General features: G+C 71.0%; 12 protein-coding genes and 1 pseudogene. 3 read left to right on the plus strand and 10 right to left on the minus strand.

Annotation, left to right across the window (positions count from 1 at the left end; genetic code table 11):
* The 9 genes from ACFWP5_RS48675 to ACFWP5_RS48715 form a co-directional block, all read right to left on the minus strand.
* On the minus strand, positions 1-243 hold a 243-nt coding region (locus ACFWP5_RS48675; protein WP_384172606.1), incomplete at its 3' end, for a transposase.
* A 37-nt stretch (positions 244-280) separates the two neighbouring features.
* Positions 281-790 (minus strand): RidA family protein, encoded by a 510-nt coding sequence (locus ACFWP5_RS48680; RefSeq protein ID WP_384172609.1) that lies wholly within the window; start codon positions 788-790, stop codon positions 281-283.
* Positions 787-1,803 (minus strand): phosphotriesterase, encoded by a 1,017-nt coding sequence (locus tag ACFWP5_RS48685; RefSeq protein WP_384172612.1) that lies wholly within the window; start codon positions 1,801-1,803, stop codon positions 787-789. Before ACFWP5_RS48685 ends, ACFWP5_RS48680 begins: the two co-directional genes overlap by 4 nt.
* A 41-nt stretch (positions 1,804-1,844) precedes the next feature.
* Positions 1,845-2,864, minus strand: coding sequence for a hypothetical protein (locus ACFWP5_RS48690; RefSeq protein WP_384172615.1), 1,020 nt, complete (start codon positions 2,862-2,864; stop codon positions 1,845-1,847).
* A gap of 33 nt (positions 2,865-2,897) precedes the next feature.
* Positions 2,898-3,545 carry a cysteine hydrolase family protein gene (locus ACFWP5_RS48695; protein ID WP_384172618.1) on the minus strand — a complete coding sequence of 216 codons (648 nt, stop codon included), beginning with the start codon at positions 3,543-3,545 and terminating at the stop codon, positions 2,898-2,900.
* Between the two features lie 83 nt (positions 3,546-3,628).
* Positions 3,629-4,624: an ABC transporter permease gene (locus tag ACFWP5_RS48700; protein WP_384172621.1), complete on the minus strand. Its 996-nt coding sequence runs from the start codon at positions 4,622-4,624 to the stop codon at positions 3,629-3,631.
* Positions 4,625-4,658: 34 nt separating this feature from the next.
* A complete protein-coding gene (locus tag ACFWP5_RS48705) occupies positions 4,659-5,519 on the minus strand; it encodes an ABC transporter permease (RefSeq protein ID WP_384172624.1) in 861 nt (286 codons plus the stop codon).
* On the minus strand, positions 5,516-7,339 hold the full coding sequence (locus ACFWP5_RS48710; RefSeq protein ID WP_384172627.1) for an ATP-binding cassette domain-containing protein: 1,824 nt from the start codon (positions 7,337-7,339) through the stop codon (positions 5,516-5,518). The genes ACFWP5_RS48705 and ACFWP5_RS48710 overlap by 4 nt, the downstream gene beginning before the upstream one ends.
* A gap of 1 nt (position 7,340) precedes the next feature.
* Positions 7,341-9,086 carry an ABC transporter substrate-binding protein gene (locus ACFWP5_RS48715; RefSeq protein WP_384172630.1) on the minus strand — a complete coding sequence of 582 codons (1,746 nt, stop codon included), beginning with the start codon at positions 9,084-9,086 and terminating at the stop codon, positions 7,341-7,343.
* Between the two features lie 99 nt (positions 9,087-9,185).
* Here ACFWP5_RS48715 and ACFWP5_RS48720 point away from each other — a divergent pair, with 99 nt between their 5' ends.
* The 3 genes and pseudogenes from ACFWP5_RS48720 to ACFWP5_RS48730 all read left to right on the plus strand — a co-directional run bounded on the left by ACFWP5_RS48720 (position 9,186) and on the right by ACFWP5_RS48730 (position 11,586).
* Positions 9,186-10,475: an amidohydrolase family protein gene (locus ACFWP5_RS48720; protein WP_384172633.1), complete on the plus strand. Its 1,290-nt coding sequence runs from the start codon at positions 9,186-9,188 to the stop codon at positions 10,473-10,475.
* Positions 10,472-10,738 (plus strand): annotated as a pseudogene (locus ACFWP5_RS48725) (TetR/AcrR family transcriptional regulator); the annotation flags it as partial. The gene ACFWP5_RS48720 and the pseudogene ACFWP5_RS48725, both read left to right, overlap by 4 nt.
* A 350-nt stretch (positions 10,739-11,088) precedes the next feature.
* Positions 11,089-11,586: a transposase gene (locus ACFWP5_RS48730; protein WP_384172636.1), complete on the plus strand. Its 498-nt coding sequence runs from the start codon at positions 11,089-11,091 to the stop codon at positions 11,584-11,586.
* A gap of 438 nt (positions 11,587-12,024) precedes the next feature.
* Here the strand turns inward: ACFWP5_RS48730 and ACFWP5_RS48735 are convergent, their stop codons facing one another.
* A complete protein-coding gene (locus ACFWP5_RS48735) occupies positions 12,025-12,984 on the minus strand; it encodes a DUF3710 domain-containing protein (RefSeq protein ID WP_384172639.1) in 960 nt (319 codons plus the stop codon).
* Positions 12,985-13,443: the final 459 nt, after the last annotated feature.

Here is a 13,443-nt window from a genome sequence, read left to right on the forward strand (position 1 = left end):
GGCCATGAGCGCGGTGAAGACCCGCTCCCAGGTGCCGTCAACAGCCCACATCCGCAGCCGGTTGTAGACGCCTCGCCAGTTGCCGTACTTCCCCGGCAGATGGACCCACTGTGTTCCGGTCTGGAACTTGAAGGCGATCGCATCGATCACTTCCCGGTGATCCCGCCACCGGCCACCCCGCTTCGGCGTCCGGTCCGGGAGCAACGGCTCGATTCGCGCCCACTGCGCGTCAGTTAATGGCACACCCGGACCAACGACCGACTGATCCAAACGAAACCGCCTAGAGCCGGCCCGGGAGCGGGTCGGCCTCGACCGTCGGCCAGAGTTCGAAGCAGTTGCCGCGGGCCAGTTGCATCACGCCGATCGCCGCACGGCCACCCACCCCCGCTTCGTGGCCGAAGACTTCGGTGAACACGTCGGTGGCAGCGGCGGCGACCTGGTGGACGTCCTCGAACTCGGGCGTGCACACCACGAAACACAGAGTGCGGACGACTGCCGTGACACGGTCCAGAGATCCGAGCGCGAGCCGGATGCCGCCGAGGGCGTTGACCGCGGCCATGCGGGCCGCCTCCCGGCCCTGCCCGAGGGACAGATCGGCTCCGAGCCGGCCCGGGTGCAGGATCGTGCCCGCGCGGTCCTCGGGCGTGAATCCGCTGAGGAGGACCAGGCGGCCGCTGCGGTGGAACGCCTTGACGGTGCCGTACCGGCCGCCGTACGGCGGGTCGGCGTAGTCGGGGATGCGGAGGCCGAGCCGTGCGGCGCGGGCCTCGGCGCCCTCGGCGGGGCTCACGGGCGGTCCAGCAGGCGCCGCGGGGTGTCGACCAGGATGCGGTGCAGCGCCTCGGGGCCGGCCAGTTTCTCCAGAGCGGGCGCTATGCGGCGGAACAGGTGCTCGTAGCCGTAGCCGCCGTTGTGCAGCAGGTTGGACTGCGTCCACACGTCGCAGCCGATCACCAGTTGGTCCTGGTGGCCTTCCGAGAGCAGCCAGGCGGCCATGTCGAGACGCTCGTGGTCGGCGGGCGAACGCAGGTCGGGGCTGCCATAGGAGAAATCCGTGCCGAAGGTGTCGTACTCCAGGACGGCTCCGGTCTGGGCAACGTCCCTGTGGTGGGCGCGGTCTAGCACCTCGTCCATGTGGCTGAGCACGATGCGGTCGGCGGACATGCCCTCGGACAGCAGGAGTTCGACGAGGGACAGGCCGTCCTGTCCGCGGAAGGAAAGGTGCACGTTGACCGCGCTGCCGGTCTCGGTGGCGGCCCGGCCCGCGGCGGCGATCACCCTCAACTCGCCCTCGGTCGGAGGGTGGTTGGTGCCCAGCTCGCCGATCAGGGCGGGTTTGATGCCGGTGCCGTCGATGCCGTCCCGCAGGTCGGTGAGGAGCTTGGCGGTGAGGGTGTCGATGTCGGCGGTACGGATGTCGTCGGGGTGGGTGGCGTCGACGTACCAGCCGGTGCCGACGCAGACGGTGACGCCGCTGCGGCGCGAGATGTCCGGGAGTTCCGAAAGGCGGCGGCCCATGCCGCGCTGGGTCAGTTCCACGACGGCGGCGCCGCCCGCCTGTCGCAGTGCCGTCATCTCGGCGACGGCCACGGCGGGGTCGTGCAGGATCAGGTTGTGTGGGACGGAGAGGGCGTTCCAGCGCAGTCGGGCCATGTCGTGCGGACGGATCGGCCCGGTCAGCGGGGGTTCGCCGGGCGGGGCGGGGCGTGCCCACAGGCTGAGGTCGCTCAGCAGGTGTTCGTGCATGGAGGTGGGGCCGAGCGCGGCGGCCTCGATGGGGCCGAGGACGGTGTGGACTGGCATGAGTGGCCTTCCGTGTGCGGGACAGCTGATCGGCCCGGATTTCAGCCGGGTGGCGGAGGCCGGTCCAGCAGGCGGCGGGGCACCTCGACGAGCAGGGTGTCGACGAGGTGTTGGGCGATGCCCCGGCCGCGCAGCGCGGGCACGATCCGGCGCAGGAGGTGGTCGTAGCCCATGCCTCCGTAGCGGCGTAGCTGGGTCTTGGTCCACACGGAGCAGCCGAGCACCATGCGGTCGGCGAACCCGTCGGCGAGGAACGCCTCGACGACGTCGAGGCGTTCGGCGTCGGTGGCGTCCTTGTAACCGTCGCGGTAGTAGGCCTCGTTGCCGAAGCACCACTCCAATGTGGCTCCGGCGGAGGCCAGTTCGCGGAGGTAGGGCGGGTCGATGTACTCGTCGACGTTGCCGAGGACGACCCGCTCGGCCGGGAGTCCGGCACTCGCCAGCTCCTTCAGTACGCCGAGGCCCAGCCGGGCGCCGGGATCGAGCCGTACGCCGACGGCGGCGCCGCAGCGGGCGGCCGCACGCCCGGCGGCGCGCAGCATGCGGCGTTCGGCGGGGTCGACGGGTGCGCCGGTGCCGATGATGCCGAGGAGGGCGGCCCTGTAGGCGACGCCGGGGATGTGGTCGGTGAGCGCCCGGTGGAAGTGTTCCTCCAGGGCCGGTTCGTCGAGCGCGCGCAGCCAGTCCGGGTGGGAGCGGCCCAGATAGGCGCCGTATCCGGCGACGACGTGCAGGCCCGACGCCCGCGCCAGAGCGGGGAGTTCGGCGTGCCGCGGGCCGAGTCCCCAGGTGGTCAGGTCGACCACGCAGGACTGGCCCAGAGCGCGGGCGGGCCGCAGTTCCGCGACTGCGGTGTCGGGGTCGTCCAGGACGAGGTTGTCCTCCAGCGCGAGCAGGTTCCAGCGCAGGAAGCCCAGGTTCTCCACGGTGACGCCGTGGTCGTCGGGCAGCGGTTCGCGCGGCGGCCGGTGCAGCACGCGACTGTCGCTCAGCAGGTGTTCGTGCATGGAGGTGGGGCCGAGCGCGGCGGCCTCGATTGGGCCGAGGACGGTTTCGATCATGTCGAGTGGTGGTCCTTCGTCTCCTGGGCCAGGTCAGGCCGGGCGGCCCGCGAGATGGGTTCGGTCGGCGCGGGTCACTTCGGGGTTGGGCGCTGCGGATTCCAGCCACCGCAGGACCTCCGCCTGTTCCACGAGCGCGTCCCGCTGGAGGTAGTGGACGGCCCGCAGCGCGGCGTCGTGAGCCTCCTGGGTGGAGCCGCCGACGCAGTCGGTGACCACCCGCACCCGGTAGTCGTGCTGATGCGCGTCCACGGCCGTGTAGTGCACGCACACGTCGGTGAGCCCGCCGATGAGGATCACGGTCTCGGCCCGGTAGGCCTTGAGGACGATCTCCAGTTCGGTGCCGAAGAACGCCGAGTAGCGGCGCTTACGGATCAGGAACTCGTCCGGACGCGGTTCCAGGCCCTTCGACAGCTCGGTCTCCGGCCAGCCCTCGATGCAGTGCGGTCCCTCGGCCCCGTCGAGTTCACGGCCGATGTCCACCAGGTTGGGCTTGTGGACCTCCTGGATCCAGACGACGGGGATGCCCTGTTCACGCGTGCGGCGGATCAGTTCGTGCACGCGCGGCGTCCGTTCGGCGCGGCCCGCCATGTGCGGGATCTCCGTGCGTGACGCGGACTGCTCGACGTCACCGCCCTGGATGTCGACGACGATCAGGACGGCGTTGCCGGCTACGTTCATCTGGATCCTTCCTCTCTCCGTGCGGACATCGGCCGTTGGAGCCGTGTCCGGGTGTCCGGGTGTGCGTGGGTGACTGTGACCGGTTAGGCGAGCGCCAGTCGGCGGTCCGCCAGGACCTGGAGGACGTCGACGACGGCGTTCACCGCGACGTAGACCACGCCCAGCAGCAGGGCGACCCCGGTGATGCCCGGCAGGTCGGCGGCCGCGACCGAGCTGTCCAGGTAGGAGCCGACACCCGGCCAGTCGAAGATCTTCTCGACGACGACCAGTCCGGCGAGCAGGGCGCCCGCCTGGATGCCGACCATCGACAGGGCGGGCCCGAGGGAGTTACGGACGGCGTGCCGCAGCAGAACCGCCCGCTCCGTCAGGCCGGCCGCGCGGGCGGTCCGCGCGTGGTCGGCCTCCAGGTTGGCGGTGAGCCCGTCGGCCAGGACTCGCCCGATCGCCACGGCCGGGGCGATCGCCGCGCACAGCGCGGGCAGGACCAGGTGTGTGGCCGCGTCGGCGAAGACGTCGGGCCGGCCGGCCAGCAGGCTGTCCAGGAGCAGGAAGCCCGTGGGCCCGGTGGGGGCGTCGCGGAAGGACGTCCGTCCGCCGGACGGCAGCCAGCCGAGACGGCCGTAGAAGACGAGCAGGGCCACCATGCCCAGGAGGAAGGCCGGTGCGGCGGCACCGGTGAACAACACGCCGCGCAGGAGCGCGGAGCCGCGTCGGCGCATCGCGGTGAGGTAGGCGAACACGGTGCCGAGGAGCACGGCGGCGAGCAGCACACAGCCGGCGAGTTCGAGGCTCGCGGGCAGGACGGCGGCCAGGTCGGAGGCGACGGGAGTGCGGGTGCGCAGGGAGTTCTGCAGGTCCCCGTGCAGCAGCCCCGAGAGGTAGTGCAGATAGCGGGGAAGGAGGGGTTCGTCGAGCCCCAGTCGGGCGCGGGCGGCGGCGACCGTGGCCGGGGACGCGTTGGCCCCGACGTACGCCTTGGCCGGGTCGACGCCGGACATCTCCTGGAGTGCGAACAGGGCCATGGTCAGGGTGAGCAGGACCCCGGCTGTCGCCGCGAGACGGCTCAGGACGAATTTCACGGTGTCGGTCCTCTCCAGGACGGGCGGGCCGGGTTCACCGGCGCCGCAGCATGTCGCGGACGGCGTCGCCGGCGTAGTTCGCGACGAGGGCGAGGAGCATGACGGCGACGCCCGGCACGATCGGCACCCACCAGGCCGTCAGCAGGTACTGCATGCCCTGCGCGGCCATGGCGCCCAACTCCGGTGCGGGGGCCGGCGAGCTGAGGCCCATGAAGGAGAGCGCGGACAGGGCCACGACGAGGCCGCCGACGTCCTGGCTGGCGACGATCACCACGGTCGAGCGGACACCGGGCAGCAGATGACGGGTGACCCGGCGTTCCCAGGGCACCCCGGCCAGCCTTGCCGCCTCCAGGTGCGGCCGGGCTGCCCAGGCGCGGATCTCGCCGCGCACGAGCCGCGCGTACATCGGCCACCACACGACGGCGATGCCGATCAGCGCACTGCGATAGCTCGCGCCGAGGGAGGCCGCGACGGCCATCGCGATGACGAGTCCCGGCAGTGCCAGGAACACATCGGTGATCCGCATCAGCAGCCCGTCCACCCAGCCCGGCAGGGCACCTGCGAGGACCCCGACCAGTCCGCCGGCCAGGACCCCGGAGGCGATGACGACGACGGCGGCGAACAGGCTGGCGCGCATGCCGTACAGGGCGCGGGCGAGCAGGTCGTAGCCGAGGGCGTCGGTGCCGAGGGGATGGCCGGCGCTGGACGGCGGCAGCAAGGCCTCGCCGGAGCGCAGGACGGGGCTGTGCGGGGTGAGGACCGGGGCGAGCAGGGCCAGCAGGACGAGCAACGCGAGGGCCCCGAGTGCCATCCGGTCCGCGATGGTGCTGCGGGTGCGGACGGCTTCGGCGTACGTACGGCGCCGCCCGACCGCAAGGGGGTTGAGCGTGGTCATCGGGTACCTCCTGCCGCGGCGGCCGGGCCGGGTGCGGGCCGGCGCCGGCGGGAGCCGGGAACGGCGTCGAGGAGGGCGCGGGTGTACTCCTCGGCCGGGGCCGAGCAGATCCGCTCGGTGGGTCCCTCCTCGACGATGCGGCCCGCGCGCATGACCGCGATGCGGTCGGCGATGATCCGGGCGGCGGCCAGGTCGTGGGTGACGAAGAGGATCGACATGCCCAACTCCCTGCGGAGCCGGCCGAGAAGGTCGAGCACGGTCGCCGCGAGGGACACGTCCAGGGCCGAGGTGGGCTCGTCGCACAGCAGGACCCGGGGTGGCACGATCACCGCCCGCGCGATCGCTGCCCGCTGGCGCTGGCCGCCGGACAACTGGTCGCCGCGGGCGGTGGCCGTGGCAATGGGCAGGCCGACGGTTTCGAGTACGTCCGCGACGGCCGCCGCGCGTTCCGCGCGCGTGAGCCGTCCGGCCGTCAGGGCCAGCCGTTCGTCGAGCATGTCGCCGACGGTGAGCCACGGGGTGAGAGACGAGCCGGCATCCTGGAAGACCATCTGCGGAGTACCGCCGAGCACGCTCACCCCGCCCGTGGTGGGTTGGTCCAGGCCGGCCACGATCCGCAGCAGTGTCGACTTGCCGCAACCGCTCTCGCCGACCAATGCCACCGACTCGCCCTGGGCGACGTCGAGGTCCACGCCGCGCAGCGCATGCAGTTCCCTGCGGGCCCACGGGGGTCCGGAACGGAAGACCCGGGCCGCCCCGCGCAGTCGTACGGCGAGGTCGGCGCCGATGACCGGCTCGGGCCATCGGTCGGGCAGGTCGCGGTCGGCGGGCGGTGCGTGACCGCTCGTCAGCACCCCGTTCGCGTCCACGGCCCGGCGGCCTCCGCCGCCGGCGAGTGCGGTCACGGTGCGCGGCGATGGCGGTCGTGCGTCCTTCTCCCGTACGTCGTCCGCCTCGTCCCCGGTCGGGCGGCCCAGGGTGAGCGGCCGGCCCCGTGGGGTGTCGAGGTCGATGCGGGAGGCCAACAGCCGCCGCGTGTAGGGGTGTTGAGGCCGCTGGAAGATCTCGTCCGGGGCGCCCTGCTCGACCAGGGCACCCCGGTACATCACCACGATCCGGTCGCTGATCCGGGCGGCGACACCCAGGTCGTGGGTGACGAACAGGACGGCGCAGCCGATGTCGTCGCGCAGGGACAGCAGCAGGTCGAGGACCTGGGCCTGGACCGTGACGTCGAGCGCGGTGGTCGGTTCGTCAGCGACGATCAGGGAGGGATTGCGGGCGACGGCCAGGGCGATCATGACGCGCTGGCGCAGGCCGCCGGAGAGCTGGTGCGGGAAGGCCCTGAGCCGGGAGGCGGGGTCGGGGATGCCGACGTCCGTCAGCAGCCTCAGCCGTTCGGCGCGGTCGGGTGCCACCTCGGCCAGCTGGGTGCCTATGGTCATGGTCGGGTCGAGCGAGGTCATCGGGTCCTGGAAGACGGCCCCGACATGCCGACGGCGTACCAGGCGGCGGGCCTCGTCCCCGGCGGTGACCATGTCGGTGCCGGCCAGGAGGACGGAGCCGCTCACCTGCGGCCGGGAGCGGTGGGGCAGCAGCCCCATCACGGCGAGGCCCAGCACGCTCTTGCCCGAGCCGGACTCCCCCACCATGGCGACGATTTCGCCCGGGTGCACGTGGAGGCCGACGCCGCGTACGGCGTGGACGGTGCCGTTGTCGCGGGTGAGCCGGACGTCCAGGTCGCGCACCGACAGGGTGGGCCGCTCGGCCCGTGTCGTCACGTCGTCCGTTCCCGTCAGGTCCGGGCTTGTCTCGGGCGCCATGTCAGGAGCGGCCGAGGACGGCGAAGTGCAGGACGTTGTACTCCAGCAGGTTCTGGGCCTTGCGGGTGCCGGTGATGCCCAGGCCGGTGAGCAGGGTGGTGTTCAGGGAGCCGATGGAGAACCAGTTGCGCGAGTCGATGACGGCGTGGGCGACCGGTCCGTACGCGGACTGGTCGGTGGTGGTCAGTGCCTTGTCGAGGTCGGCGTCGAGGCCGTCGACCTTGGCGCCGAAGAGGTCCAGGCCGCCCTTCGGGGTGTAGATGATGCGGCCCCAGGAGTCGGGGTGGCCGGCGTCCGGGAAGACGGCGAAGACGGCCAGGTCGGGAGCGGCCGAAAGATCGTCCGTGAGCTTGTAGATGGTGCCCGCGGCGTAGGCGACGGCCTCCGCCTTGAGTCCGGCGCTGTTCATCCGGGAGGCGAGTTCCTCGGCCACCGCCTTGCCGTCGGCGCTGCTGCCGGCGTAACCGATGCGGATGGTACGACCCTTGGCGGGGGCCGATGCGGCGATGCCTGCGAGTGCACCCTTGTCGTAGGTGATGCCCTGGTCGTCGACGGCGCTGTCCAGCATCCCCTGCGGGAAAAGCTGGCTCGTGGGCTTCTCCAGGCTGCCCATGGCGGCGGACAGGATGCCCTTGGTGTCGATGCCCATGAAGAGGCGTTCGCGCCGCGCGGCCGAGGTGAAGGCCTTCGACTTCGGGTTGATGTAGATCATCTGGGTGGTGAGGTTGGGGAAGGTGCTGGTCGTGACGGTCCTGCTCTTGGCGTAGGACTCGAAGGCCGACTTGTTGAGGTTGCCGAGGATGGCGTCGATCTCGCCGCGTTCCAGCTCCAGTTGGGTCGCGGAGGCGTTCTGCGAGATCTCCAACTCGACGGTGCCGAACTTCGGCTTGGCGCCCCAGTAGTCGTCGTAGGCGGTGAGTTCGTAGCGGCTGCCGGTCTGGGCGGAGGCCAGTTCGTACGGTCCGGTGCCGGCGTCGTGGGTGGTGAGCCAGGTTTGGGCGTGGTCCTTGCCGGCGTGCTTCTGGAGGACGGTGGGACTGATGAGCTTCAGGCCGAACGGCGAGGCGAGGTAGTCCATGAACGCCGAGTTGGGTGCGGACAGGGTGAGGACGGCGGTGTGGTCGTCGGGGGTGGCGACCTTGGTGACGTCGGCGGTCATGTAGGCGGGTCCGCCGTCGACCTGGGCACGGCGCTCGATCGCGTCCGCCACCGCTTTGGAGGTGAGCGGGGTGCCGTCGTGGAAGGTGACGCCGTCGCGGAGGGTGAAGGTGTAGGTGAGGCCGTCCTTCGAGACTTTCCAGGCGGAGGCGAGCGCGGGGACGATCTTGGCTGTACCGATGCCGTCCTCGTACTTGACCAGGCCTTCGTAGGTGTTCTGGATGATGTTGAGGCCGGGGCCGTCGTAGTTGACGTCGGGGTCGGGGGGCGTCGTGTAGGTCTGCACGATGGCCGCGGTGAACGCGTCCTTGCTCCCCGCGGCCCCGGCCTGACCGGCCGAGCATCCGGTGAGCGCGAGAACGGTGGCCACGGCGGCGGCGAGACCGATCCGATGCCCGCGTCGGGCGACGGCACGGCTCCCGTTCGTGGGCGTGGCCGGACAGGCGGTGGTGGCACTTGGTCGCATCAGGTCCCTCTCGTGGAGGAGGCCCCGGCGGGCGGGCCGCGCGGAGAACTCGGGGATTCCTGTCAGTGACCGAAAAATAGGCGCGGGAGCGGCGGTTGGGGTTTCCCGGGCGTTGCCGAGCATTGCCGGACGGTAAATTCTGTCAATGATAGAAAACCCCTCGGCCTGTTGGTACGGTGACTCCGCCCGGACCGCCCGCATCGACCACGGAGGAGGACGCACGTGCGGCAGGACGAGTACGCCACCGCCCCCGCGCTGCTGCTGAGGAACGTCACCGTCGTCGACGGCTCGGCGGCAACTCCCGCGCCCGGCCTGGACGTTCTGGTGGAGGGCGACCGGATTCGCGCGGTCGCACCCACCGGCACCCTGGACCTGCCCGCGGTGGCCTCCCCCGCGCGACTGAGGATCCTGGAGGCCGCCGGACGCACGGTCCTGCCCGGCTTCTTCGACTGCCATGTCCATGTGAGCACCAGTCCCGATGCAGGCCGATTCGACACCTTGCTTGCGCCGGAGAGTCTGCTGACACTGCGTTCGGTGCCCGCCCTGTCCACGACGCTCGACGCCGGCATCACCTCGGCGCGGGACCTCGCCGGTGCGGACTCCGGATTCCGGGACGCACTCGAAGCCGGCCATGTGCGCGGGCCGGCGCTGCAGATCGCCCTGCGCATCCTCAGCATCACCGGCGGCCACGGGGACTGGCGGACCGTCAGAGGTACGCCGCTCGACTCCGGTCCGGGTGCGGGCGCGGTCGCCGACTCCGCGGAGGAGTTCGTCCGGGCCACGCGCGAGGTCGTGCGCCAAGGCGCCGACTGGGTCAAGGTCGCGGCGACCGGGGGTATGAGCAGCCCGCGCCGCGCACCGGAGTCCGGCGGGCTGACAGAGGCCGAACTGCGCGCGGTCGTCACCGAGGCGGAACGCCACTGCGTGGTGGGCGTGGCGGCCCATGCCCAGGGTGCCGCAGGTATCACGGCCGCGGTACGGGCCGGCGTACGCAGCATCGAGCACGGCTATCTGGTGGATGACGCCACCCTGGAGGAGATGGGAGAGCGGGGCACGTATCTCGTCCCCACCCTGTCCGCGCTGACCCGTCCCGTACGCCAGGACGGGCCGCCGCGCCTGGTGGAGCAACGCCGACGGCTGCGGGAGACGGCGCTCGAACGCCTGTCGGTCGCGCTCACCAGCGGTGTACCCGTGGTCCTCGGTACCGACGCCGGCATCGCGCCGCACGGCCGGAACCTGCGCGAACTCGCACTGTTGGTACGCCTGGGTCTCTCCCCCGCCGCCGCGATCGCCGCGGGCACCTGCGTCGCGGCCCGGATGTGCCGGCTCGACGACGAGGTGGGCGCAGTGCGTTCCGGACTGCGGGCCGACCTGGTGCTGACCGACGTCGATCCCCTGACCGACATCGCGGCGCTCGGCGAACCCGACGCGATCCGGACCGTGATCCAAGGGGGCCGCGTGGTCAAGGACATGACGAGCGGCCTCGATGCCGGACAGGAGCGAGCCGCGTGACGCACGACGCCGACGAGACGGGAGCCGCCGCCCCGGGACCACAGCCGTCCGACCCCGCACCGCAGCGCCCCGCCGCCGGAAAGCCGGGCCGTCCGCGCTCCGCTCCCAAGCAGCGCAACGGACTCAGCACCCGGGAGGAGATCCTCCAGGCGGCGTCACGGCTGTTCGGCGAGCAGGGGTACGGCAAGACCACGACCCGTCAGATCGCCGAAGCCGTGGGCATCAAACAGTCGACGATGTACTACCACTTCGCCGACAAGCGAGCGATCCTCACCTCACTGCTCTCCAGCACCGTCACTCCGGCGCTGGAGTTCGCGGCCTGGCTGACGGAACAGGACCTCGACCCCGTCGTACGGGTCTGCGCCTTGGCCGCCTTCGACCTCGAGACCCTCCTGCGCGACCGGCTGAACCTCCATGTCGTCTACCACCTGCCGGAACTGCAGGAGGACGACTTCGTACCGACCCGCACCGCGCAGACCGCCCTGCGGGACACCTACCGCGAGTTCGGCCGCGCCGCCCTCGCCGCGCTCCACCCACCCGAGCGGACCGCCGACCTCGCCCGCGACGTGGACCTCGTCTTCGCCCTCGTGGAGGCCTCGGTGTCACAGCGCCAGTGGGGCGGAAAGGGGGACCGCGCACGCTACGCGGAGTCGGCGGTCCGAGGATCGCTCCGACTACTCGGCGTCGACGGCTCCGCCGCCCCCGCCGTCATCACCCGCGCCGAAACCGTGCTGGCCGACTACCGCGCCACGGGGCGCACACCGCGCCTCCGGAGCAAGGGGACTACCGGCTGGTGACCACCCTGCTCGATGCCCGCCGCTGTCCCGCCCGCCAGCTGGCCGCGCTCTACCAGGAGCGCTGGGAAGCAGAAGCTGTCTTCGCCGAGCTAAAGACCCATCAACGCGGAGCTCGCACCATGCTGAGCAGCAAGACCCCCGACGGCGTCCTGCAGCAGATCTGGGCCCACCTGCTCGTCCACCACGCGCTGCGTGAGCTGATGGTGAGAACCGCCGCCACCCTCGGCCTGGATCCCGACCGGATCTCCTTCACCGAAACCCTGCGCTCCGCCCGGCCCAGCGTGACCGTCACGCCGGGCAGTTTTTCCCCCTGACCTCCTGGTCAGAACCCTCGTCCCGCTCCAGCACGACCTGCTCGAACGTCTCCTGCCCCAAAGACGCCTGCGCAGCCAGCCCCGCGTCGTCAAACTCAAGATGTCCAACTACCGGCTCAAAAGGGCCGAACACCACACCTGGCCCCAACCCACCCACACCGGCATCCGAGCAGTCCGCATCCAACGGCCCCAACCCGCAACCGCGTAAAGCAACGGCATCACACTAGGTGGGCTGCGGGTTGTCCGGCAGTTCCTCCACGCCACGTCGGACAATCGCGCTGTCCGATGTCAGGACGCCCGGCCGGGCGCCGTATCGGGGTCCCGGTACTGCCTGTGAGCGCCTTCCGTACGCGTTTCGTGCCCGGCCGAATCCATCGGAACGGTCCGGCGCCCCGAGGTGGACACCGGGTGCTCTGGCGGGCGGGACCGGGAACAGGGTTACGGCGTGCGGAGCCTGATCGCGGTGCCGACATTCATGCTGGAGAATCCCGGGTTCACGACAGTGTGCGTGAAGATGTCGTACGCCCAGAGGTCCGTACTGTCCGGTTCGGCCCCCTCACCGGTCACCACCCCGCGCAGCAGCCATCCGGGGCCGTCGAAACCGATGAACTTCCGGTCCAGCAGGTCCTCGGAGCCGTCTGGGCCGACCACGCGCATGACGGCCCGCAGTTCGACTCCGGCGGCTCCGGCCCATTCCCGTACGGGCGCGTCCAGGTTTCGTAGCTTGGCCATGAGGTCGGCGCGGGCGCTGTCCCATCCGGTCCCTTCTGCGCGGTGGTAGGCCTGGAGTTGGATCGCGGTCTGGTCGGTGATGACGTTCACGGCGACGATGTTGTCGTGGCCCTTGCTCGGGACCGGCCTGATCTCCAGGTGCGGTTGGTAGGGGACGTGGATCCCGCCCAGGTCGGTGTACTGGGTCAGCGGTGGACACTTCGGGTCGCCGATGCCCCATGGGCCGGTGCCCGACTCTCCCGTCAACACCTGCTGGGCCTCTGCGCAGGCCTCCTCGGCGAAGCCCAGCAGCTCGCCGAACTCCTCGTCGGAGTAGCGGCTGTCCTTGACCGCGGCGCTCAGCATGGTGAGGAGGACATGGGGTGAGATTGTGCCCTGGTGTTCGGCCCGTAGTGCTACGGCGACGTCGCCGAGCAGAGCGGCCACGATGTCGGCCGCGGTGTCGGGGGAGAGCGCAGAACCGAGATCGGTGCTGATCTTCTCGGGGGAGTGGCCGTCCGTCCTGCGGTCGTATATTTCCAGCCGAAGTGCCGTCAGCAGCAGGGCGGCCGGCGTCGTCAGCCGGTCCCAGCGCCCGAACTCCGCCAGTGCCTTATTGCCGGGGGTGATGGCACCGTCACGCTCGAATTGATGCAGGACAGCCATCGCTTTGGCCTTGTTTCCCACGCCACCACCTCCGGAGTTTTCTCTGTGATTGGTGCGACCGCAGGAGCGGCCTGTGCCAGATGGTCAGCCATACCGGGGCGACGTCGGCCGCAACGGGCACGGGCCCCTCGCCGGTCGCTACCGAATCCCACGGCGCAAGACATCGTGCGGGGCCAGCACGGGGGGAGTACGTCCGGACCGGCCCCGCACGCTCGATGCGCCTCAGCTCTTCACTGCGGCGCTCGCGGAGGCTCTCGGCCGTCAGTAGCAGTGGACGTAACTGCCCGCCGTCGGGAAGCGTCTCGTCGAGCACCCAGCCGTATTCGCTGCTCGACGTGTGGAGATAGGTCCATGTGCGGCCGATGGGATCCACCACGTAGCAGTTGTGACGCTCGGAGGGGGGCTTGTTGGTGTATGGGGTGTCGGCTGGCCTGGTGTGTTGCTGGTTCGCTGAGAGGTGGGGTGGGCGGCTTTGGTGGG

It is taken from the genome of Streptomyces sp. NPDC058469 (genome assembly GCF_042721125.1).
Taxonomy (GTDB): Bacteria; Actinomycetota; Actinomycetes; order Streptomycetales; family Streptomycetaceae; genus Streptomyces.

Bases quoted from the DNA above. Each gene is read 5' to 3' on its own strand.
- ACFWP5_RS48685 (WP_384172612.1), bottom strand. From the start codon at position 1,803: ATGCCAGTCCACACCGTCCTCGGCCCCATCGAGGCCGCCGCGCTCGGC.
- ACFWP5_RS48690 (WP_384172615.1), bottom strand. From the start codon at position 2,864: ATGATCGAAACCGTCCTCGGCCCAATCGAGGCCGCCGCGCTCGGCCCC.
- ACFWP5_RS48695 (WP_384172618.1), bottom strand. From the start codon at position 3,545: ATGAACGTAGCCGGCAACGCCGTCCTGATCGTCGTCGACATCCAGGGC.
- ACFWP5_RS48705 (WP_384172624.1), bottom strand. From the start codon at position 5,519: ATGACCACGCTCAACCCCCTTGCGGTCGGGCGGCGCCGTACGTACGCC.
- ACFWP5_RS48710 (WP_384172627.1), bottom strand. From the start codon at position 7,339: ATGGCGCCCGAGACAAGCCCGGACCTGACGGGAACGGACGACGTGACG.
- ACFWP5_RS48715 (WP_384172630.1), bottom strand. From the start codon at position 9,086: ATGCTCGGCAACGCCCGGGAAACCCCAACCGCCGCTCCCGCGCCTATT.